Annotated in this window: 18 protein-coding genes; 4 read left to right on the plus strand and 14 right to left on the minus strand. The window is 67.9% G+C overall.

Annotated elements, in window-relative coordinates; all coding sequences use genetic code 11:
- Nucleotides 1–9: 9 nt before the first annotated feature.
- Genes EXE63_RS07640 through EXE63_RS07665 form a run of 6 tightly spaced genes read right to left on the minus strand, consistent with a single transcriptional unit; the run spans nucleotide 10 to nucleotide 7,328 of the window.
- Complete coding sequence (locus EXE63_RS07640; RefSeq protein WP_168141431.1) at nucleotides 10–1,263, minus strand: lipase family protein; 1,254 nt, start codon at nucleotides 1,261–1,263, stop codon at nucleotides 10–12.
- Nucleotides 1,263–2,549, minus strand: a complete 1,287-nt coding sequence (locus EXE63_RS07645; protein WP_168141432.1) for an acyltransferase family protein — start codon at nucleotides 2,547–2,549, stop codon at nucleotides 1,263–1,265. The genes EXE63_RS07640 and EXE63_RS07645 overlap by 1 nt, the downstream gene beginning before the upstream one ends.
- Nucleotides 2,550–2,602: 53 nt before the next feature.
- The gene (locus EXE63_RS07650) at nucleotides 2,603–3,862 is read right to left on the minus strand and encodes a lipase family protein (protein WP_234904416.1); all 1,260 of its coding nucleotides are present in this window, start codon (nucleotides 3,860–3,862) and stop codon (nucleotides 2,603–2,605) included.
- A 7-nt stretch (nucleotides 3,863–3,869) separates the two neighbouring features.
- Nucleotides 3,870–4,598: a YveK family protein gene (locus tag EXE63_RS07655; protein ID WP_168141433.1), complete on the minus strand. Its 729-nt coding sequence runs from the start codon at nucleotides 4,596–4,598 to the stop codon at nucleotides 3,870–3,872.
- A gap of 14 nt (nucleotides 4,599–4,612) precedes the next feature.
- Nucleotides 4,613–5,863: a lipase family protein gene (locus EXE63_RS07660; protein WP_210000371.1), complete on the minus strand. Its 1,251-nt coding sequence runs from the start codon at nucleotides 5,861–5,863 to the stop codon at nucleotides 4,613–4,615.
- A 4-nt stretch (nucleotides 5,864–5,867) separates the two neighbouring features.
- A complete protein-coding gene (locus EXE63_RS07665) occupies nucleotides 5,868–7,328 on the minus strand; it encodes a tyrosine-protein kinase domain-containing protein (RefSeq protein ID WP_168141435.1) in 1,461 nt (486 codons plus the stop codon).
- Between the two features lie 181 nt (nucleotides 7,329–7,509).
- On the opposite strand from EXE63_RS07665, the gene EXE63_RS07670 reads away from it, so the two are divergent.
- Entirely contained in the window at nucleotides 7,510–9,006 is a 1,497-nt protein-coding gene (locus EXE63_RS07670; protein WP_168141436.1) for an O-antigen ligase family protein, read from the plus strand.
- On the opposite strand, the gene EXE63_RS07675 is transcribed toward EXE63_RS07670, so the two are convergent.
- The 7 genes from EXE63_RS07675 to EXE63_RS07705 all read right to left on the minus strand — a co-directional run bounded on the left by EXE63_RS07675 (nucleotide 9,003) and on the right by EXE63_RS07705 (nucleotide 17,245).
- Nucleotides 9,003–10,130: a glycosyltransferase gene (locus EXE63_RS07675; protein ID WP_168141437.1), complete on the minus strand. Its 1,128-nt coding sequence runs from the start codon at nucleotides 10,128–10,130 to the stop codon at nucleotides 9,003–9,005. The two genes, EXE63_RS07670 and EXE63_RS07675, sit on opposite strands and share 4 nt — an antisense overlap.
- Entirely contained in the window at nucleotides 10,127–11,308 is a 1,182-nt protein-coding gene (locus tag EXE63_RS07680) for a lipopolysaccharide biosynthesis protein (protein ID WP_210000373.1), read from the minus strand. Before EXE63_RS07680 ends, EXE63_RS07675 begins: the two co-directional genes overlap by 4 nt.
- Nucleotides 11,305–12,447, minus strand: coding sequence for a glycosyltransferase family 4 protein (locus EXE63_RS07685; protein ID WP_168141438.1), 1,143 nt, complete (start codon nucleotides 12,445–12,447; stop codon nucleotides 11,305–11,307). The genes EXE63_RS07680 and EXE63_RS07685 overlap by 4 nt, the downstream gene beginning before the upstream one ends.
- Nucleotides 12,447–13,124 (minus strand): acyltransferase, encoded by a 678-nt coding sequence (locus EXE63_RS07690; RefSeq protein WP_168141439.1) that lies wholly within the window; start codon nucleotides 13,122–13,124, stop codon nucleotides 12,447–12,449. Before EXE63_RS07690 ends, EXE63_RS07685 begins: the two co-directional genes overlap by 1 nt.
- An 86-nt stretch (nucleotides 13,125–13,210) precedes the next feature.
- On the minus strand, nucleotides 13,211–14,404 hold the full coding sequence (locus EXE63_RS07695) for a glycosyltransferase (RefSeq protein ID WP_168141440.1): 1,194 nt from the start codon (nucleotides 14,402–14,404) through the stop codon (nucleotides 13,211–13,213).
- A gap of 136 nt (nucleotides 14,405–14,540) precedes the next feature.
- Nucleotides 14,541–15,665: a 3-ketosteroid-9-alpha-monooxygenase, oxygenase component gene (locus EXE63_RS07700; RefSeq protein ID WP_168141441.1), complete on the minus strand. Its 1,125-nt coding sequence runs from the start codon at nucleotides 15,663–15,665 to the stop codon at nucleotides 14,541–14,543.
- Nucleotides 15,662–17,245, minus strand: coding sequence for an FAD-binding protein (locus tag EXE63_RS07705; RefSeq protein ID WP_168141442.1), 1,584 nt, complete (start codon nucleotides 17,243–17,245; stop codon nucleotides 15,662–15,664). Before EXE63_RS07705 ends, EXE63_RS07700 begins: the two co-directional genes overlap by 4 nt.
- A gap of 274 nt (nucleotides 17,246–17,519) precedes the next feature.
- Between EXE63_RS07705 and EXE63_RS07710 the strand changes: the two genes are divergently transcribed.
- Nucleotides 17,520–18,266: a class I SAM-dependent methyltransferase gene (locus EXE63_RS07710; RefSeq protein ID WP_168141443.1), complete on the plus strand. Its 747-nt coding sequence runs from the start codon at nucleotides 17,520–17,522 to the stop codon at nucleotides 18,264–18,266.
- Nucleotides 18,267–18,268: 2 nt separating this feature from the next.
- On the opposite strand, the gene casI is transcribed toward EXE63_RS07710, so the two are convergent.
- Complete coding sequence (casI, locus tag EXE63_RS07715) at nucleotides 18,269–19,891, minus strand: steroid-22-oyl-CoA synthetase (RefSeq protein ID WP_210000624.1); 1,623 nt, start codon at nucleotides 19,889–19,891, stop codon at nucleotides 18,269–18,271.
- A 128-nt stretch (nucleotides 19,892–20,019) separates the two neighbouring features.
- Here casI and EXE63_RS07720 point away from each other — a divergent pair, with 128 nt between their 5' ends.
- Both EXE63_RS07720 and EXE63_RS07725 read left to right on the plus strand, forming a co-directional pair.
- Entirely contained in the window at nucleotides 20,020–21,648 is a 1,629-nt protein-coding gene (locus EXE63_RS07720) for an acyl-CoA carboxylase subunit beta (RefSeq protein ID WP_168141444.1), read from the plus strand.
- Nucleotides 21,645–21,905 (plus strand): acyl-CoA carboxylase subunit epsilon, encoded by a 261-nt coding sequence (locus EXE63_RS07725; protein WP_168141445.1) that lies wholly within the window; start codon nucleotides 21,645–21,647, stop codon nucleotides 21,903–21,905. The genes EXE63_RS07720 and EXE63_RS07725 overlap by 4 nt, the downstream gene beginning before the upstream one ends.
- The last annotated feature ends 19 nt before the right edge of the window (nucleotides 21,906–21,924 follow it).

Raw genomic sequence — 21,924 nt, forward strand, 5'->3', positions numbered from 1 at the left:
TTTCGCGGACTAACCGCACGCATTGGCGGCCGCTTCCCCCGCTGGACGCTGCATCGGCAGCCCCTCGAGTCGTTCTGCCAACCAGCCCAATTGGTCGGCAACCTCCAGGTCGCCGTGGCCCTTGTCGGGCTGGAAGTCCCACACCACCGTGCCGCCGAGCTCACAGGCGCGGGCCAGCGCATCCGTCGTCCAGCGTGGGTCGATGTACTCATCCTCACCGCCGTACACAACCGACATCGGCGCTGCCAGCGGCTGCTGCGGTAGCGCCCACTGCCGCAGGTAGCCCCGCAACTGCTCGGCGGCCTCCGGTGTCCGCGGCTTCAGGTCACCGGATTCGAGCCGGTCGATCACAGCCTCCCGGGTATGTACCGCATCACCGGAGCAGGCGATCAGGATGTCCCAGTTCTCGGCCGCGACACCGCTGCGGTAGTCGTCCCGGTTCATCTCGGGGTGCAGCCGGGCCAGCGATTCGACGACCAGCACCAGCGCTGCGACCTGTTCCTTGGTCAGCGTGCCGTCGACGGATTTGTCGACCAGACCCGCGATATCGGCAACGGGCGCCAGTGCGAGAACTCCGCGCGGAACCATCTCCGGGGAGTACGTCCCGGCCTGCTCCCCCACCGCCCACGCCGCACCGCCGCCCTGCGAGCCGCCCAGTGCGGCCCACCTGTCCGAGACATCCGGGAAGGTGCGCTGCAACGCACGCACCGAGTCGATCATGTTCCGGCCCGCGGTGCGCGAATCCAGATACGGATGGATTCCCGGGGATCCGAGTCCTTGGAAGTCCGCCAACGCCACGGCGAAACCCAGCTCGGTGAGCTTGACCACCCAATCGGTCAGACCGAGCAGTGTCGCCGACAGCGACGGCCCGCAGGGCTCGTCGATGCCCAGGGTGCCGTGACCGAAGGCGACCACCGGCCAGCCCCCGGCCGGCGCGCCACCGCCGGGCGTGAACACCGCACCGGACACCACCGTCGGCTCGCCGGTGTCACCGTTTGTCGAGCGGTAGACGACCCGTGCGGAGTTCAGCGCCGCCCCCTGCGGGCTGCGGCTGAACTCCGGCATCGACATCGCGCTCACCAGCGAACCGGCGCCGCTGCCCGACAGGTCCGCACCCTCGATCGGCTGGGGCAGCGCCGCGGCCGGCGGCTCACCTGACAGACCCAGGGTCTGGCGGGCGGACGGGGATACCACCAGCACCGCGGTGGCGACCAGGATGAGCACGGCCAGCACGATGCCGGCCGGCAGCAGGTAGCGGCGCATCAATTCTTCCGGAACCGATTGACGAGACCGAGTCCCGGACGCTCCACGGCGTAGTAGGTGATGGTCGACAGCAGGATCGTCACGACGGCCACCACCGCAACATTACGGAACATGCCGCTCCAGGAGTCCCCGGCGGCCAGGTCGTAGCGGCCCAGCAGCAACAGCACCGGGTAGTGCCACAGGTACACCGACAGCGAGATCACGCCGACGAAGTGGAACGGTTTCAGGTCCAGGAAGCGCGCAATCGGGGAATCCTTCCCGCGCGCCAACGGCAGAACGACGATCGCGATGAACACCGCGGAGACGAAGCCGATTCCGGCAGTGGCGAATACGGTGCCCGTCACCGCGAGCACGAGCGCGGCGACGAAGGACACCAGCAACAGCGGGAAGCACAGCAGATGGATCCGCCTGGCCGCCGGGACGGAGATGACACCCTGCTCGATCGCGACGAACAGGATCGCTGCGAACATGCCGTAGGCGAACAGGTCCGCGTTGGTGATGAAGCTGCGCATGAAGACCGCAGCCCAGGTGGGGCCCCAGTTCTGCATCATCACGGTGTCCGCGCCGGTGGCCGAGAACACCAGCGGCGCGAACAGCCGGCCGACGAGGCCGAGCACCAGCAGGATGGCCGGGGCCAGGCACGCCAGCACCAACGGCTTCACATCAGTGCGCTTGCGCAGCGCGAAGAGCAGGTAACCCAACAGCGGCAGCACCGCGTAGAACGCGATCTCCAGAGTGAGCGACCACGCCGGGCTGATCCCGGTCTGCACGTATTCGGGAATGTAGGTCTGCGTCAGCGTCAGATTCGCGAGCAGCTCCCACGGGTCGGTGATCATCCCGGTGCCGGCGTCGGTGCCGTGCGGCTGGATCGCCGAATTCTGCACGTACGCCACCTGGAGCACGAAATTGCAGATCAAAAAGATGGTCAGATATCCGGGGAAGACCCGGAAGAACCGGTGCAGGGCGTACTGCTTGGTGTCCGGCATGGCGGCCTTCGCCCGGTCCTTGGTCAGCCGGCGGATGTAGGGCAGGAACAGCAGGAATCCGCTGAGCACGAAGAACAGGATGAGCGCCAGGCCGAGCACGCCGAGGAAGGCCTTGTCGTGGGTGACCGGAGAATAGCTCAGCGCCACATGGCCCATCACCACCGCCAGACAGCCCAGCCCGCGGATACCGTCGAGGCCGATGATCCTGGTGTGCGTCGGCGAACTGGCGACCACCTGGGACTCGACGGCCGGCACGCCGGAGGCCCCCGCGCCACCGCGCGTCGCGTTGGTGTCTGTCATGAGCGTTCTCCGGTCGCGGTGGTCAGGCTGCCCGTTCGATGTGGTGGTCTCGACTAGGTGGTCTTGAGGATCGACGGCCCGCCCTCGACTGCGCAGGTGCTGTCGGCGGGCGCGTCGTCGAACCGCTTCATGATCCAGTCCAGCGACACGATGGGGTCGAAGTCACCGTGTCCCCGGCCACCAGCGATGAAGGATGCCACGGTATCGCCCATGTCGCAGGCTCTTCGGACCGCTTCGGTGGTCCACACCACCGGAACCACGTCATCGGCGTCACCGTGCACCACGAACATCGGCGCGCTGGCCGGCGCGCGCGGCAGACCGCTCATCTGGTTCAGGTACCCGCGCAACGTGTCCAGGGCCTCGGGGGTCGACGGGCGCAGGTCCTCCGGCGGAATCTGCTCGGCCACCGCGAGCCGATCCTCGGTGGCAACGGTGGAACATCCGGCGAGCAGATCCCACTTCTCTTCGACCAGGCCACGCCGGTAGTCGTCGAGATCGAAATCGGGATGCGCGTTTTGCAGTGACGACAGGATGAGCACCATGGCGATCCGCTGCTGCGGGGACAGGATGCCCTCGGCGGCCATATCCGCCATGCCGGTGATATCGGCCGCGGGCGATACGCTCACCGAGCCGATGAGCCGGGTGTCCTGCGCACCGTAGCCGGCGATCAACTCGTTGGCGGCCCAGGACGCCTGGCCGCCCTGGGACACCCCGAAGGCGACCCATCTGTCCGACGAATCGGGCACCAGTTTGCGGGCCGCGCTGGCCGCGTCGATCATGTTGTACCCGGCGGTGGTGGCATCCAGGTAGGGGTGGTAGCTGTCGATGGTGCCCAGGCCTTGATAGTCCGGAACCACCATCATGTAGCCGAGGGTGACCAGCGCCCGCACCGCCCCGGCGGCACCCAGCAGGGTGGGCGACAGCGACGGCGCGCATTCCGAGAGCACGCCGGTGGTGCCATGCCCGAACACGATCACGGGCCAGCCGCCCTCGGGTGGGGTGCCACTCGGAGCGAACACGCTGCCGGAGACGACCTGTGAGCTGCCGTCGACACCGGAGGTCGAGTTATAGGTGATGTGGGCCGCCACGGAGGTGACCCGCAGCAGCCGGCGATCGATGGTGGGCAGCCGGGTGGCGCTGACGAGCGCACCGGGGCCGGTGGCCGAATAGTCCGCGGGCAGCTGGATTTCCGAAACCACCGCGGCCGACGGGCCGGGGTCGGGCTCCGCGCAGCCTGCGACCACCAGCGCGAGCGCCAGCAGCGAACTCGCCAGCGCCTTGCGTGTCGTCCGTGCGCAGATCATGTGTGCCATCGAGCTCCTAAGACCGGGTGGGCTCGCCGTTGGAGGAGGCGGACGAGTTGGCGACGTAGCGCAGCTGGCTACCGGTCAGCACCTCGTCACGGGTGAGCCCGAACGCCAACACCAGCACCAGGCTGAGCGCGAAACCGACGCCGGCCGCCACCAGCAGCGTATTCGTCAGGTCGGGCTGGACCTCGTGCGCAACCGTCGCCGGGTCGACGGCCACGAGTTCGGCCGCCGGACCGGTGTACTGGATGGGATCGGTGGGCTCGGACTCGACCCACTCCAGTTCGCCGGACATCTTCATCAGCACCGACGCCAGCGTGTTGACCGTGTCGATGGTGGTCTGCGGATCGGTGCCCGTCACCCCGACCCGCAGCAGCGCCGAGGAGGGCCGCCCGAACCTGGACACGCCGTAGGGCTCCCACGTCGCGGTGACGTTGGCCGCGAGTTCGCCTGGGGTCAGCGGCAACCCGAGTTGCTCGATGGTGCGCTCGCTGATCACCGAGGATTGGGCCAGTGACACGTAGGTGGACATCCGGCTGTTGGCCCCGATCCCGCCGGCGTAGGCCGAGTAGGTGCCCGGGTCACCGGCGACCTGCGCGAACAGCAGCACCGACGCGGTGTAACTGCGTTCGGCGGTCAGTTTCTGCACGCCGAACGCGACGGCGGGCGCCAGCAGCGTGGCCAGCAGGATCACCACCCAGCCCCGGGCTGCGATCGTCAGATAATCCCGTGCCCGTGGCACGTCGACCGGCGCCCTCAATTTCTGCTCAGGCAATCGTTGGGCGGCGGGTCGGCACCGTCGAGGCGATCCATCAGCCAGGGCAGGGTGAAACCACTGTCGAGGTCGGCGTGCCCCTTGCCGGGGCCCTTGCGGATCTCGATGTAGCTGCCCATCGCGCAGGCCCGGTCCAGTGCCTGCTCGAACCAGGACTGATTGACCAGCATGTCCTGCGTGCCGTAGCCGACGACCATCGGTGTGGTGTTGGGGGCTTGTGGCACAGCGATTTCCGCGAGGCGCTCACGCAACCAGACGACATCCTCGTAGGTGGCCGGCCGGAGGTCTTCGTTGGTCATCAACCCGCGCACCCTGGCGATGTCGTCGAAGTTCGGCGGGATGCAGTCGAGCAGTTGATCCCAGTTCTCGGCGGTGGTGCCGCGCCGGTAGTTGTCCAGATTCATCTCGGGGTTGAACCACTTCAGCGACTGCAGGGCGAACACGAGTGTCACCCGCTGATCGGGGGTCAGCGTGCCCTCCCAGGCGGCGTCGGCCAGCCCGGACATGTCGGCGGCCGGTGCCATCGAGACGGTGCCGAGCAGATCGAGTCCCTGACCGTAGGTGGGGGCCTGTTCGGCGGCCGCCCACACGGCAAGGCCTCCCGCCGAGTGGCCGTAGGACAGCCAGCGGTCGCTGGTTTCGGCGCCGACCCGCTGCGCCGCGCGCACGGAGTCGATGACGTTGTAGCCATACGTCTTGGCGTTGAGGAACGGGTGCTGGTAGCCCTCGACGCCGGCGCCCTGGAAGTCCGAGACGGTGACCAGGAAGCCCGAGCGGACGAACACCGACATCGTCCATGCGTTCAGCGGCAGGCTGCCGTAGAGGCTGCTCGCGCATTTGTTCAGCACGCCCTTGGTGCCCTGCCCGAAGGCCAGGATGGGCCAGCCGCCCTTGGGCGGATCACCCGGCGGGATCGCGACCGCCCCGGAGACCTCGGTCGGCGATCCGTCCACGCCCGACGTCGAGCGGTAGACGACGCGCATGTACGTGGCGTCGTCCTGGTTGAGCAGTTCGCTGCCGCTCATCGGTTCGACCGATACCAGCGACCCCGGTCCGTCATCGTTCATATCGGGCGGTGGCAGGCGGGGTTTACCGTCGAAGGGCGGGGTGAAGGTCTTGATCGTCACGGTGTCCGAGCCCGGAGGTGGTGCCGGCGGCTGCGCCGGGGCGCACGAGGTCACCAGTACGACAGCCACGAACAGGACCGCCGCACCACGAATCAGACTCGGCACGCCGTTATCCCGAGGTGCGAGATGAGGCCTGCGACCTCGCGGTGCGGCTGTCGGCATCATCCTCGGAGGCGGCCGGCGATGCGGCGACGGCATGGGCGCCGCCCTGGTGCTTGCGGTCCGCGGACAGCTCACGACGGTGTCCGGGCTCGCAGGTCGCCACCACACCGAGCACCGGGGCGTGCGCGGTCTGCAACACCTTGAGCGCCTTGCGCAGCTCCGAGGTCTTGGTGTGGCCGAGCCGGCCGAGCACCAGCGCACCGTCACCGAGTGCGGCGGGCACCGCGCCGTCGGCGTACTTGGTCAGCGGCGGGGTGTCGATGATCACGTAGTCGAAGTGTCCGCGCAGCAGCTCCAGCACCCGCTGCACCCGCTGATCGCCCCACAGCTCACGGCGCACCGAGGGCACCGGCCCCGAAGGCAGCAGCGCGAACCCGGACTGCGGTACCTCGATCAGCGACTCGGACAGATCGTGCTGGCCGGCGAGCAGCGTGGTGAAACCCTTCGTGCCCGCCTGTGTCACGGTGCCGGAGTCCAGCCCGAGCAGCTGCGGCAGTTCCGGCTTCACCAGATCACCGTCGACCAGGACCACCGAGTGACCCGACTCGGCGAATGCAACGGCCAGGTCGATGGCCGTCGAGGAACGGCCGTCCTGCGGGGACGGGCTGGTCACGGCGATCACCCGGGGATGCTGCCCGGTGGCATTGCGGGCGAACTGCACGTTGGTGCGCAGTTCGCGCAGACGCTCGACGGCCAGGCCGCCGGAGTCGATGTCGATGATGCCGTCGCGACTCTGCTTGTCGGCCACCAGCGTGCCCAGCAGCGGGATACCGGTGACGTCCTCGATGCGTTCGCGCCGGCGCAGCTTGGTGTCCGACAGACCCAGCGCGATCGCGAGCAGCACACCGAGCACCAGGCCGCCCACCGCGCCGGCGGCCAGGCGGGTGGTCAGGCCCATGGCGGGCACTTCGGTTCCGTAGCTGGCGTCGTCGACGAGCACTGCGGCGGCCGCGGCCTCACCGCCGCGCCGCGAGGTCTCCAGCTCCGCGGTCACGTTCACCAGTTGGTCGGCAACGGCATTGGCGTAGCGCTGCGCGGCCGCGGGGTCCGGATCGGTGGCGGTGACGTCCAACAACACGGTCTGCGGCAGCGGCACAGCGGTGATCTTCGCGCGCAGCTCGTCGACGGTCAGCGGTGCCTTGAGCTGATCGATGGCCCGCGCAGCGACCTGGTCGCTGGTGGCCAGACCGGCGTAGGAGAACACGCGCTCCTGGGAGAACAGGTTGTTCTGGTAGGCGTCGCCCACCGAGGTACCGCTCTGGGTGGTGACGAAGAGCCTTGTCGTCGATGAGTACTGCGTGGTCGAGAAGAGGGTGGTCGCGTAGCCCACCGCGACACCGATCAGCGTCGCCAAGAGCACCACCCACCACAACCGGCGAAAAATTCGCAGGTAATCACCGATGGCCAAGGGAGCACTCCATTCGCTCTGGGATCGCCACAACAATGCAACGATAGCGTCAACAACAGTAGCTGCACACTTTGCCGAGCGCCCCTGTAGCGCGGCCAGCTGAGTCGGTGCAAGGATAGTTAAATGCAACGACGGTGCGGTAAAGCCGTGAGGATCATTCCGCAATGAAGACGAGCCCGCAATGAAACTCGGCGCGTCCACGCGGCCCGACCTGCTGGTCGGAGCCGCGATCATCATATTCGTCCCGTTGGTTGCGGGCGTGGTGGCACTCGGCGGCAAACTCGGGATCATGGCCGTCGGCGGCTTGATCGCCCTGGCGGTCGGCGTCTACGTCGGACTTCGCCACCCGCTGTGGCTGTACTGGGGTATGGCGATCGCCGTCGGCTCGCTGCCGTTCGGTTACTTCCCGGGAGTACACCTGCCGTTGTATCTGCCGTTCGCCGGCGGCGCACTGGTGGCGGCCCTGGTCCATCCCAACGCGGCCAAACGCTTCCCGGTGCTGGGCAGCACGCTGGCCAAGAGTGTGCTGGTGCTGGTCGTCATCTCCGCGGTGTCGATGGTGGTCACGTTCAGCTCGATCGTGAACATCCTGGATTACACCAAATGGGCGATTGCGACGGGCGCTTTCTTCGCGCTGCTCGCGCTGCCGCGCGAACATCTGGCGAAGTTCGGCCGGATCTTCGTCTATGCGGCCAGTTTCAACGCGTTGATCGGCATCGGGTCCATCGTGCTCGGCTCCAATCAGATACTGCTGCAGCCCTTCCGGATCTTCGGTTATGCGGTGGCCAATACCGAACGTTTCTTCTTCACCGGCGGCACCTCGAATCTGCCACGCACCGACCGCTTCCAGGTGGCCGCCGACAGCCAGGCCTTCAGCCGGCTCGGCGGGCTGTGGCTTGACCCCAACGCCGCCGGTATCGGTCTGGTCATCTCGTTCGTGATCGCCATGATCGTCTTCACCGGCTGGCGCCGCGTGGTACTCGCCGCGATCCTCGGTTCGGCCATCGCGCTGACACTCAGCCGCTCGGCCATCGTCAGCGTATTGGTCGGTGTCGTACTGGTTTTCGTGTTCCACCCGATGCGCTCACGCGATCGCCAGATCCTGGTCGGCACGCTGACGCTGGCCTTCATCGGGGCCTTCATGGTGCCCTCGGTGCGCACCCGGTTGATGGGCACGCTCAGCTCCAATGACGCCGGTGCCACCGACCGGGTGGACTCGATCCGGGAATTCCCCGGACGCATGGACGGGCACTGGTTGTTCGGCTGGGGTTGGTCGCAACGGGAGTTCAAGGACGGCGCATACGCCTTCATCGAGAACTTCGTGTCCAATGCCCCGTTGATCGCGATTCACCGCGGCGGCATCTTCGTCGGCGCGGCTTTTCTGGCGGTCGTCGTGATCGGGTGCGTAATTGGTTACCGGTTGTTGCGATCGAATTCGCTACCGGGCGCGCTTTATGGCGGCGTATTCATCGGATTTTCGGTCGTTGCCCTGAATCTCGACCACCCGGTTGTGGTCATCCCGCAGATCGTGTTTCTGTACACCATTTTCCTGACCTTCCTGGCCTACGCCGATCAACTCCGGCGCGAGGACCAGGAACGCTCGGCGCTGGAGACGCGCATCGCGGAGGCCACCCGGCCGGTGCCTGCGGCGGCCGCGGTCGGCGCGGGACGCCACTAGCCGGCCAGCAGCGCCTCGACCGCCCGATGAGGTCGGCGCTGCTGCCAGTACTGGCGGTTCAGCGCGTACAACCGGTCCCCCGCCGCGGTGGCGGCCGGCAGATCCAGCAGCAGCCGACGGCATTCGGCGACGAAGTCGGCGTCCTCATCGTGGACGCCGAGTTCCAGCAGGTCGCCCAGGGACCCGACCGCGGCGCTGGTGCCGACCACCGGCAGCCCCATCCTGGCCGCGTCGAGGATCTTCACCCGCACCCCGCCGCCGGTGCTGATCGGCGCGATCATGGCCCGGCAGGTCCCCAGAAAACCTGCCAGGTCGTCGACGAAGCCGAGGTCGCGCACGCCGTCGGGATGGTGCGGCGCCTTCGCCTTGGCGTGTCGGGCGCCGATCACGCAGAGCTCGGCGCCCGCGATGCCCGCCGATATCTGTGGCCACAGCCGCAGTGCGGTCAGGTACGCCTCCTGGTTGGGCGGCCAGTCCCGGGTACCCATCAGCACCAGCCGCCGCGGGGTCGCCGACACGTCGACCTGGGCGGCCGGCGGCAGCGTCAGGTCCAGCCACCGCGCGGACGGAACACCGTTGGCACGGTAGAACTCCGCCTCCTGTGCGTCATAGGTGCCCACCGCATCGGCGGCCCGGGCCACCCGCAGTTCATCGCGCACCAGCCTGCCCACCTGCAGGCGCCCCAGCACCCCCCGGGTGGCCCGCCAGACCAGCGATTCGCTGACATGGGTGTTGACGACGAAGCGTGCCGCGCCGCGTTGTGCGCTGCGCAGGAACGATTCGGCCATGTAACTGTGCTCGGCGACGAAGACATCGGCCGGCGACGCGGAGATCGCGGCCACCAGTGCGTCATTGTCGAAACGCGCATGCGCGAGGCTGCGGCCGCTGCGCACGGTGTCTTTGAGCAGCCGCACCGGCTGGACGCCGGACTTGGCCACCCGCTGCACCACGGCGCCGCCGTCGACCAGATCGGCGGTCGTGCGGCCCGGCGGCTGATGCGACAGACAGATCACCGACACCTCGTGCGAGTCCGATGCCAGCCGCATCACCAGCCGGGACAGCTCCACGTCCCCGCCGTGCTCGGCGACCGGGTCCTTCGACAGCAGGAACGTCGCCCTGGTCATTCCGCCGCCTTTCTGACACGGGGTGCGCGGTAGAGGACATAGGCGTAGATGGCGAGCAGCAGAGCATCGGCGATCACCGTCGCGATCGCGGCCCCGACCGCGCCCGCCACCGCCAGCAGCGCGACCAGCCCCAGCTTGATCGGCAGCAGGCTGAGGTTGGCCACCAGCCGGGTCGTGTCGCGGCGCTGCAGGTAGAGCACCGCCTGGAACACCGAGGTGATGGTCCGCATCCCGCAGAACATGCTCATGATGATCATCGCGACCGCGAGTTCGTTCGGCGCGGGCGTGAACAGCATGACCACGCCGACGATCAGGACCAGCAACCCGGCGACGCCGCCGAGGATCAGCGTGCTCTTCAGCGGCGGACCGGCCGCCAGCTTCCCGTCACCTTCACGCAGGGAGCGGTTGTAGGACATGCCGAAGGACTGTCCGACGGCGACGATCGCGATCGTCACGGTGACGGTCAGCGCGTAGTAGCCGACGATGGTGTCGTTGGTCAGCCAGCCCAGCAGCAGCACATCGCCCTGCAGGTAGGCGGCCAGGCCCAGCATCTCGCCGATCAGGATGGCGATCAGTTTGGGCGGCCCGGGCATTCCGGGACGGGGCCCCAGCACCGAGAAGCCGACGATGACGGCGATCACGACATACGGCGCCACCAGGAACATGCTGGCGATCTGCAGGGTGGGGTGCTCGACCAGGAAAACGTATGCGGCGGCGCACATCACGCTGGTGACCTGACGGATGGTGTCGAGCTGCGCGACCCGTTGCGGCTGCCCGTCACGCGCCCAGTGACTCTGGTAAGCCTTCAAGATGATCTCGCCACCGGCCACGAACAGCCCGAACCAGGCGATGTAGCTGACCTCGATCAGGGCCGCCCCGGCGACCATCAACGTCAGGCCGAGCAGGTACCGGGTCACCCGTTCGCGCAGGAACCGTTCCTGCGACTCGCGCACCGCGCGGACCGCGAACGGGTTGTCCAGCGGCGGGCCGATCAACGAGAAGGCGGCATAGGCCATGCCGTACTGCCCGTAGTCCGCGATACCGAGCTGGGCGATGATGATCACCGTCCACAACAGGCCGACGCCGCGTCCGCCGTAGAGCCAGAACACCGCCCAGAGGGTGCGCATCAGGTGATGTGAGGTGGGCGCGGGCGCCACCGGCTCGATCGGTTCGCTCACCCGTTCAGGCGCTTCCTCTGTCCGGCCAGGACCCGCGTCCAGATCTGCACGAGCGCCTCGGCGGTCCGCTCGGCCGAACGCTCCTGGCGGGTCCGGTCGGCGTTGCGCCCCAACTCGGCGAGCCGGGTGGGATCGTTGAGCAGCGACTCGATGCCCTCGGCCAGTCCGGTGGCGACGGCGTCGTCGCCCTCGCCGCGCGGACTCACGTTGAGAACGCCGTGCGCACTGTCCAATTCGGCCAGCGAACCGTACCCGGTGCACACCACCGGGGTGCTGTAGGCCATCGCGTGGGCCACCACGCCGGAGGCCGGATAGGTCTCGGCATAGAAGTGCCGCTTGCCGTAGGGGACGACGATGGCGCGCACCGAATCGAAGAACGCGTCTTCCTCCGGACCGTCGACGCCGCCGAGGATCTCGATGCCCTCGGCCCGCGGCAGAGCTTCGGTGCCGCGGCCGGCGACCCGGATCGCGATATCGGCGGGCAGCAGGTCACGGATCCGGGCGATCTGCTCGAAACCCTTGCCCCGGTAGACGAACCCGAAGAAACCGACCGCCTTGGGGCGTTCCTCGGCCGGCCTGATGGCGGGCCGCTCCCGCACCAGATGCGGCACGTAGAAGGTGGTGGTGCGCGGATACGTGCGTTCGATCGACTGCCTGCCGGTCTCGGTGAGCGCGATCAGCGCCCGGTCCCCGTGCACCCGGCCCTCGATCGCCTGGGACAGCGGCCGCAGCGGGTAGTGGATGCCGTGGGTGAGCAGCCGGGACTTGGCGATGCTTCGGGTGCGGGCCAGGAACCACAGCCCCTGCGGCGGATCGTGGATCGTCGAGGTGACCGGAACGCCCCGCAGGCCCGCGACGGCCCAGAAGGTGGGCAACACACCGGTGGACAACTCGGCGTGCACCAGCGTCCGCCCGGGCGGGCCTTCGGCAACCAGTCGCCGCACCGTCGCACGATGCCGGCGCAGATCGGCCAGACTGTCCTGGCCCGGCCCGGCGGTGCGGTGTTCGACGATCTCCCCGAAATGCGGGCGCAGCGCGGTCACCAGGTCCTGCGCGTAATCTCCGACCGCGGTCTGGCCCTCGTCGGGCGCGACGAAAACGAGCCGGTGCTCACCGAACGGGACCGACGCCGCACCCATCAGTAGAACAGCGGGCGGTGATTGTTGGTGTAACCCAGCGAGTCGGCCGGACGCTTACCGATCACCTTGGCGGGCACGCCGCCGACGATCGCGAGTTCCTCGACGTCCTTGTTGACCACGGCATGCGCGGCCACCACGGCACCGCGGTGGATGAGCGAGGGCAGCACCATCGCGCGGCTGGCGATCCACACGTAGTCCTGCACGACGGTCGGGATCGGAACCGGCAAGAAGTCGGGGTGGTTGATGTCGTGTCCGCCGCCGATGAAGTGCACGTCGCTGGCGATCGTCACGTTGTTGCCGATGTAGAGGCCGGCGCGGGAGTCCAGCAGGCAGCGGAACCCGATCGCGACACCGTCGCCGATGGTGAGGAACTCGATGTCGAGCACCGTGGTGCCACGCAGGATCGAGGTGCGCTTTCCGATCCGCGCACCCATCAGCCGCAGGAATCCCTGCCGGATGGTGTGCGACGGGATGTAGGTGACGAAGCTGTTGAAGAACAGCTCACCGAGCCGGTTGCGGATCTTGCGGCCGCGGGTCATGCCCTGCATCTTGTAGTCAATGACCCGGTTGTTCTCGTCGAGAATCCACTCGGGCGGCGGCGGCATGTGCAGATCGGGAGCAGCGGCAACCTTGCGGGCGACGTCTGCCGGATCTGCCGACGCTGGTACTCCGGTCATAGGTGTTGTGCTCCTTTGAGAAATTCGCGTCAACCATAACTAGCCGAGCAGCGTCGCGCCGCGCGGTTGGCCGTTACCCGGCCCGTTCAGGATTCTCCGCTGCCGGTCAGCTCGTCGACGGCGGCGTACAGCGATTCCGCGTACCGCTGCTCGCTGAACCGTTCGGCGTGCGCCCGCAGTGTGTCCGGGTCGAATCGGCAGGCCTCGAAGCGGTCGAGTGCGTCGGCGATGGAGTCCGCGGCCGGCCGGTCGAAGAACATCCCGGTCGTACCCTCGATGACGGTATCCAGGAAGCCGCCCCAGCGCAGCACCACGGCCGGTCGCCCGGACACCGCGGCCTCGATGGGGGTCAGCCCGAAGTCCTCGTAGCTGGCCGCGATCAGTGCCCGGCACGACTGGTACAGCCAGGCCATCTGGCCGTCGGTGAGCGCCGAGAGCATCCGCACGTTGGGCGTCTTCATCCGCTCGATGCGCGCGGCCTCCGGGCCGTGGCCGACCACCACCAGCCGGCGATCGCTCTTCGCGAAGGCCCCCACGACCGCGTCGACGTTCTTGTAGGCCATCAGCCGGGACACACACAGGTAGAAGGGGGCCTCGGTCTGACGCTCTGGCCGCGAGGCCGGCCCGTCGGTGGCCCAGTCCTGCAGTTCGGGTACCGGTTCGGCCGCGGTGTGCGGTTTCATCGCGATCGGGGAGGGCAGCACACCGGCGTCGATACCGTAGGCGGCGCTGATGCGGTGCTTGATGGCCGTCGACACCGCGAGGTAGCGGTCGACCGACATCGCCGCGCGCCGGTCCCACGACTTCAGCAGCGGCGAGCCCACTTTCAACGCGGCCCGCTTCAACCGGTCCCCGTCGGGTTTGAGGTAGTGGTCCAGCGCGTAGAGCCAGTGCGCCGGGGTGTGGCAGTGCACGAGTTTGACGCCGTCGGTCCGGAAGCCGTGTGCCCAGCCGCTGCTGCTGGTCACCACGACGTCGGCGTCGACGTACATCGCACCCGCCGCGAAGGGCAGCACCGGCAGCGCAGCCCGGTGGTGCTTGCGGAACAACGCGACACGGTTCAGCGGGGACACCCGGATATCGCGATCGGCGAACTCCGGATAGGTGCCGTCCGGGTCGTACAGCAGGGTGTAGATGGGGGCGTCCGGAAACGCCTTGCTCATCGAGAGCACGACCTTCTCGGCACCGCCGCGCTGGGTGAGGTAGTCGTGCGCGATCGCCACCCGCGGCCCGTCCACACCGTCGTAGCGGTGCGGTGGCGCGCTGTGGTCGTCGGGCACGACAATTCCTCCTGCGAATACGACATGGGCGCGTCGGTGCGGCCGACGTCGGGTTGCTCAGGTGACGTTAGCCGACCGATGTTCACCGTGCCGACCCGTCACCCGCCACGTGCCCGCCGCCCCCCGGTGCAGGGAATCAGCGGGCCGCCAGGTTCGCCAGGTTGTCATCGACCTCTTGTTTCCAGATGCCGAACGCGTGGGTGGTGTCGACCTCCAGTTCGAAGCGGTCGGTCATCTCGGCGGTGACATCGGCGACGTCGACGTAGAACTGCTCATACCAGCGGCGGTGCTGGTAGACGCCACCGTCCTCCTCGGTGAGCAGCGGGTTGTCGATGCGGGTCTTGTGCTTCCAGATCTCGACGTCCTCACCGAAGCCGTCGCCGAAGGACCGGCTCATCGCCCCGGCGAGCTTGGCGGCCTTGTCGGCGGGCAGCCCGGGCATCTGCTGCACCGCGACGCCGTACTGCAGCACGAACGAGTTGTGGGTCACCGGGTAGTGGCAGTTGATCAGCGCCACCTCGACGGTGAATCCCGGCGCGAGGTCGTTGTGCAGCCAGTTGATCATGTAGGCCGGACCGAAGTAGGTGGCTTCCGACCGCAGATGCGTTCCGTCCCAGAGCTTGTCGGGGTCGGCGATATAGTCCGGGCGCGGTTTTGACTCCATGAACTGGCTCGCGGTGTGGCCCTCGATGACGTTCTTGAAGAAGGTCGGGTACGCGTGGTGGATATAGAAGAAGTGCGCCATGTCGACGTTGTTGTCCACGATCTCGCGGCAGTGCGAGCCCTCGATGAGAATCGAATTCCACTGCCACGGCGACCACAACCCCTCGGCGTAACCCTCGATCGAGGGCGGCGCCAGTTCCGGTGGCGGGCTGGAACGCTCGGGGTCGTGCCAGACCAGTAGCTGACCGTTCACCTCATGGGTGGGCCAGGTGCGGGTGCGCGCCAGCCGCGGGGTGCGCTTGGCGTAGGGCACCAGTGCGCACTTGCCGTCGCCGCCCCAGCGCCAGTCGTGGAACGGGCAGGCCAGGTTGTCGTCCTTGACGGCGCCGCGGGACAGGTCACCACCCATGTGGCGGCAGTAGGCGTCGAGCACGTGCACCTCGCCTGCGGAGTCGCTGTAGACGACCAGCTTGGTGCCGAAGGCCTCGATACCGTGCGGTTGCCCGTCGCGGAACTCCTCGGCCAGGCCCAGGCAGTGCCAGCCGCGGGCGAACCGCGTCATCGACGTGCCGGCGTCGATCTCCCGGATCTCAGTCATGCTCGGGTGCTCTGCTCTTCGGGCAAGCGCTCATCGCTCCTGCTTAACATGTCTCGGACCGCCAGGTGGCTGAACAGCATGCTCGTTCCGATCGGATTGCCGCCGCCGGGATAGGCGGTGCCACTCGGCGCGGCCATGGTGTTGCCCGCGGCGTAGAGGCCCCCGATCACCCGATCGCGGGAATTCAGTACCCGGGCCGCGGTATCGGTCCGCAATCCGCCCTTGGTGCCCAGATCGGACACCCCGAACGCGGCGGCATGGAACGGTCCCTGCTCGATCGGGACCAGTGGCGACTCCCCGCCGCTGAAGGCGCGGTCATAGGGTTCCTCGCCGCGGCCGAAATCCTCGTCGACGCCGGCGCGCACCTGGTCGTTGAACCGGGCCACCGTGGCGACCAGCTCTTGTGGCGGCACCCCGATCTCGGCGGCGAGTCCCTCCAGTGTGTCCGCGGTCCGCCACAATCCGGCCTCGACGTACCGTTCGGTGGCGACCATCGAGACGTTGGTGGCCTTGACGGGCGGGATGAGGCCCTCACGGTCGTCGTAGACCATCCAGTACGGCAGCGTGACCGTGCCGGCCGATACCGCGTCGAGCACACCGCGGCCCAGCCGGTCGTAGGCGGCCGATTCGTTGACGAACCGCCGGCCCCGATCATCGACGAAGATACCGCCGGTGAACCACAGCGCGAAGGCCGACGTGCCGTCTGGATGGCGCAGGCCCGGTGACCACCACGCCTGATCCATCAGGTCGGTGTCGGCGCCGGCAGCGATGCCGGCCAGGTGGGCCAGACCGCGATTTCCCCACGGCCCCATCGTGTCCCGCGAGTGTCCCGGCACGCCGTAGTGCGCCCGCATCTCGTCGTTGTGTTCGAAGCCGCCGGCGGCCAGCAGCACGCCCCGGCGGGCGCGGATCGCGCGGCGCTGACCGCCCGACTCGACGATCGCCCCGGTGACGTCGCCGCCCTCGACCACCAGCTCGACCAGTGCGGTGTCCAGGCGCGCCGAGGTGTCGGGGAAGCGGGCGGTGGCGGTCAGCAGCCGGGCGATCAGCGCCCGGCCGCCGACGAAATAGTCCGCGGGCTGCGGTTGGCCGAGACGGTCGGCGTCCAGCGGACCCCGCACCGATTCACGCAGGTCGGGCGCGACGGCGACCTTGAGCGGTTTGGCGGCGATATGGCGCATACCGTCGGCGCGCGCCTTGGGCGCCTTGCCGAAATAGTCCGGCCACGGCAGCAGTGAGAACTTCAGCAGCTCATCGGCTTCCAGGTATTCGATCAGTGGCGCCCCGTTGCGGACGTAGGTTTCCTGCAGGGCCGCCGGTGTCCGGTCCCCGACCACGGCCCGGTAGTACTCCAACGCATCCTCGAGGGTGTCGTCGACGCCGGCGCGCCGCAGAACGGGATTGCACGGGAACCACATTCCGCCACCCCCGGAGTACGCGGTGGTGCCGCCGAACTTGTCGGAGGCCTCCACCAGGGTCACCGAGAGCCCTTCGCGCGCCGCGGTGTAGGCGCCGGTCGCCCCGCCCGCGCCCGAGCCGGCCACCAGCACGTCGACGGTTTCATCCCAGACCTCGGTCACACTCCCCTGACTAGCACGCACCGCGCAGCCGTGTGGGCGGATTGCCCGCACGGCCGGCGTGGCGAACGGCCGGCCCCGTTCACAGCAAACTTGATGTCCATTGCAAGAGAAGGGCCAACCCAGACCATTCGACTGCTGGATATCCCTTTATTGACGTCCCCGTCGAGTGATGGCATTAGCGGATTCGGTGCACAGCAATGTGCAAAGCTGCACTATCCGAGCCGCAGTGTGGGTAACGTCAGAACCTCCAACACGACTTTGCGGGGGCAAGCCGATGGCACAGACATATTTCTCTGAGACGTGCCACGACGTCGAGTACCGGGATTTCGCCGAGCTGTGGCAGGGATACGACGACGCGGTGCTGGATCTGGCCCGTCGCGAGGGCGTGAACGCGGTCGCCGAACTGGGCGGGGGCGCCAATCCGGTGGTCGGCGACGACGAGAAGTGGGGCTTCGCGGATCGTCGTGTCGTCGTGGACATCTCGCCGCTGGAACTCAGCAAGGCGGCCGTGGACGTGCAGACCCGGGTGGTGGATCTGTGCCAGCCGATCGCCGACGATGTCGGTGCCTACGACCTGGTGTTCTCGAAGATGCTGTGTGAGCATCTGCCCGATCCCGTTGTCTTCCACGAGAACTGCCACAGGCTGCTGCGACCCGGCGGGCTGTCGGTGCACTTCTACCCGACGCTGGGGACCTTTCCCTTCCTGGTCAACAAACTGATCCCGGAGAGCACGGCACGGCGAATCCTGGACAAGGTGCAGCCGGGCAGGCTGGACCAGCCCAATCTGGAGAAGTTCCCGGCCTACTACCGCGGGACCACCGGCCCCACCCGGCGCGCGATGGACAAGTTCGAAGGCTTCGGATTCAAGGTCGAGCAGTGGAAGTCCAGTTTCGGCCACGCCTACTACTCGGTGATCCCGCCGCTGCAGGCGCTGGAGAACGCCAAGAGCAGGTTCCTGCGCAGGCACCCGGTCCCGGCGTTGGCCAGTTTCTCGGTGGTGGTGCTGCGCAAGGTCGCCTGATCTCAGCTGCGGCGATGCTGTCCGTATCGGGCGAACTCGTCGTCCAGCGACCGCCGGTCGCCGGCATCCATCTGCCGATACGCCACCGCACCGCGGCCCGCCCACCGGTAGACCGGCTCCTCGGTGTGCCAACGCTGCTGTTGCAGTTCACGTTTGAGCACCTTGTTGGATCCGGTGACGGGCAGGTTGTCCGATACGCGCAGCAACCGGGGAGTTCCCTTGGCCCCCAGGTCTTCCTGGCCCGCCAGGAAGACGGCGAACTCGCCGGCGTCGAAACGATCCGGGTGGGCGACCTCGATCGCGGCCATCACCTGGTCCCCGGACCGCGGATCGGGGACGGCGAACACGCCGGCCGCGATCACCCGGGGGTGTCGGCGCAGCACGTGTTCGATGGTCAGCGCGGAGATGTTCTCGCCGTCGACCCGGATCCAGTCGCCGCGGCGCCCGGCGAAGTAGAGGAAACCCGCCTCGTCGAGGTAGCCCAGGTCGCCGGTCCAGTACCACCCGTTGCGAATCCGTTCGGCGTTGGCCTCGTCGTTGTTGTAGTACCCCTCGAAGGTTCGGGTGCCGAACTTGTCGACGATCTCGCCCACCGCCTCGTCAGGGTTGAGCACCCGGCCTCCGGCATCCAAAACCGCCGCGGCACAGCGCTTGAGCGTGTGCGGGTCGACGATGGCGACACCGTCGTGTGCGGGCCGGCCCAGCGCACCCGGCGGTGCGTCGGGATCCAGTGTGACCGCACCGCCACCTTCACTGGAGCCGTATCCCTCGAACAGTTCGGCCCCGAACCGGCGGCGGAACTCGGCCTGGTCGTCCGGTGAGGCCTCGGTGCCGAATCCGCGCTGCAGCGGATTGTCCGCGTCATCGGGCCGTTCCGGGGTGGCCATCAGATAGCCCAGCGCCTTGCCGACATAGGTGAAGAAGGTCGCGCCGAAGTACCGGACGTCGGGCAGGAACTGCGAGGCGGAGAAGGAGGGGGCGAGGCACACGGTGGCGCCGACCGCCAGCGCGGGCGCCCACAGCGCCATGATCGCGTTGCCGTGGAACAGCGGCATGCTGCAGTACTCGACGTCTTCGCGCCGATGCCCGTACTTCTGCACCGCCGCATACGCGATCCGGGCCAGCCTGCCCTGGCTGCACCGGACCGCCTTGGATGCGCCGGTGGTCCCCGAGGTGAACAGCAACAGCAGCAGCGTGTCCTCGTCGATCTCGGCGCCCAGCGATGCCCCGCGGTACGCGTCGACGGAAGCGGCGTAGGCCGGGGTGTCGATCACCAACAGCACGGCGTCGAGATCCAGTGTGCGCAGCCGCTCGGCGCCCGCGGCGTCGGTGACGATCAGTTGGCAGTCGGCGAGCCGGATCTCGCCGGCAAGCTCGGCGGGGCCACGGGTCGGATTGAGGCCCACCACGGTGGCCCCGGACAGTGCCGCGCCACCGAGCCAGAACACGAAATCGGGGACATTGGGCAGCAGCACCCCGATGTGCGGCGGGCCGGGCCGGTCGGCCAGCAGCGCGGCCCCCAGCGCACCGCGAGCGGCGGACTCGATCAGCACCTCGTCCCAGGTCCAGTCCTGGTCGCGCGAGCGCAGGCCCAGCCGCGTGTCTCCCCGGCGATCGAGCAGCATGGCCGCGATGGATTCCCGGATCGGGTCAGTGGTTGGCACCGACACAGCTTGGCCGTCGGGCGACACACGGTGAGTTATCTCGCACCTCTCTTATGCAGTTCTTAGAAGTACAGCTAGCATCGACTCCCATGACGAGCACTATCGAGCCGGCGGCAGAGCACGTACCCGATATCCACACCACGGCCGGCAAGCTGGCCGACCTGCGCAAGCGCGCCGAAGAGGCGCTGCACCCGGTGGGCGAGGCCGCGGTCGAAAAGGTGCACGCCAAGGGCAAGCTGACCGCGCGCGAGCGGATCTACGCGCTGCTGGACGAGGGTTCGTTCGTCGAGCTCGACGCGCTGGCCCGGCACCGGTCCACCAACTTCGGCCTGGAGAAGAACCGGCCCACCGGTGACGGTGTGGTGACCGGGTACGGCACCATCGACGGCCGCGAGGTCTGCATCTTCAGCCAGGACGCCACGGTCTTCGGTGGCAGCCTCGGCGAGGTCTACGGCGAGAAGATCGTCAAGGTCCAGGAGCTGTCCATCAAGACCGGCCGCCCGCTGATCGGCATCAACGACGGTGCCGGTGCCCGCATCCAGGAGGGCGTGGTCTCGCTCGGCCTGTACAGCAAGATTTTCCACAACAACATCAAGGCCTCCGGCGTCATCCCGCAGATCTCGCTGATCATGGGCGCAGCCGCCGGTGGACACGTCTACTCCCCGGCGCTGACCGACTTCGTCATCATGGTCGACCAGACCAGCCAGATGTTCATCACCGGACCCGATGTCATCAAGACCGTCACCGGCGAGAACGTCACCATGGAAGAGCTGGGTGGCGCGCACACCCACATGTCCAAGTCCGGCACCGTGCACTATGTCGCCTCCGGCGAACAGGACGCCCTGGATTACGTTCGCGACCTGCTGAGCTACCTGCCGTCGAACAACTACGCCGATCCGCCGCGGTACCCGGTGGCGGTCCCGACCGGAGCCATCGAGGACAACCTCACCGGTGAGGACATCGAGCTCGACACCCTGATCCCGGATTCGCCGAACCAGCCCTACGACATGCACGAGGTCATCTCGCGCATCCTCGACGATGACGAGTTCCTCGAGGTGCAGGCCGGCTACGCCACCAACATCCTCATCGGTTTCGGCCGGGTCGACGGCCGGCCGGTCGGCATCGTGGCCAACCAGCCCACCCAGTTCGCGGGCTGCCTGGACATCAACGCCTCGGAGAAGGCCGCGCGTTTCATCCGCACCTGCGACGCGTTCAACGTCCCGATCGTGCTGCTGGTGGACGTCCCGGGCTTCCTGCCGGGCACCGACCAGGAGTTCAACGGCATCATCCGCCGCGGCGCCAAGCTGCTGTACGCCTACGGTGAGGCCACCGTCCCGAAGATCACCGTGATCACCCGCAAGTCCTACGGCGGCGCGTACTGCGTGATGGGGTCCAAGGACATGGGCGCCGACGTCGTGGTGGCCTGGCCCACCGCACAGATCGCCGTCATGGGTGCTTCCGGCGCCGTCGGCTTCGTGTACCGCAAGGAACTCAAGGACGCAGCGGCAGAGGGCAAGGACGTCGACAGCCTGCGCCTGGAACTGCAGCAGACCTACGAGGACACCCTGGTGAACCCGTACATCGCGGCCGAGCGCGGGTACGTCGACGCGGTCATCCCGCCGTCGCACACCCGCGGCTACGTGGGTACCGCGCTGCGGCTGCTCGAGCGCAAGATCAGCCAGGTCCCGCCGAAGAAGCACGGAAACATCCCACTGTGAGCGACGCGAGCGAGACCCCCGTGGAAGAGATCGCAGCACCGGCGACCCATGAGCCGCACATCAAGGTGCTCAAGGGTTCACCCAGCGATGCGGAGTTGGCCGCACTGATCGGCGTGCTGTCGGCCGCCGGCGGCGGTCCGGCCGAGCCGGTGATCACCGAGAAGAACCTGTGGGGCCATCCGGTCGACCGGCTGCGCTACCAGAGTCACAGCTGGCAGCGGGTGACGCTGCTGGAGCGGACCCACCTGCGCAAGTGAGCGTCTGCGCGAACGAGGC

Origin of the sequence: Mycolicibacterium frederiksbergense (genome assembly GCF_012223425.1) — a bacterium.
GTDB classification, from domain to species: Bacteria; Actinomycetota; Actinomycetes; order Mycobacteriales; family Mycobacteriaceae; genus Mycobacterium; species Mycobacterium frederiksbergense.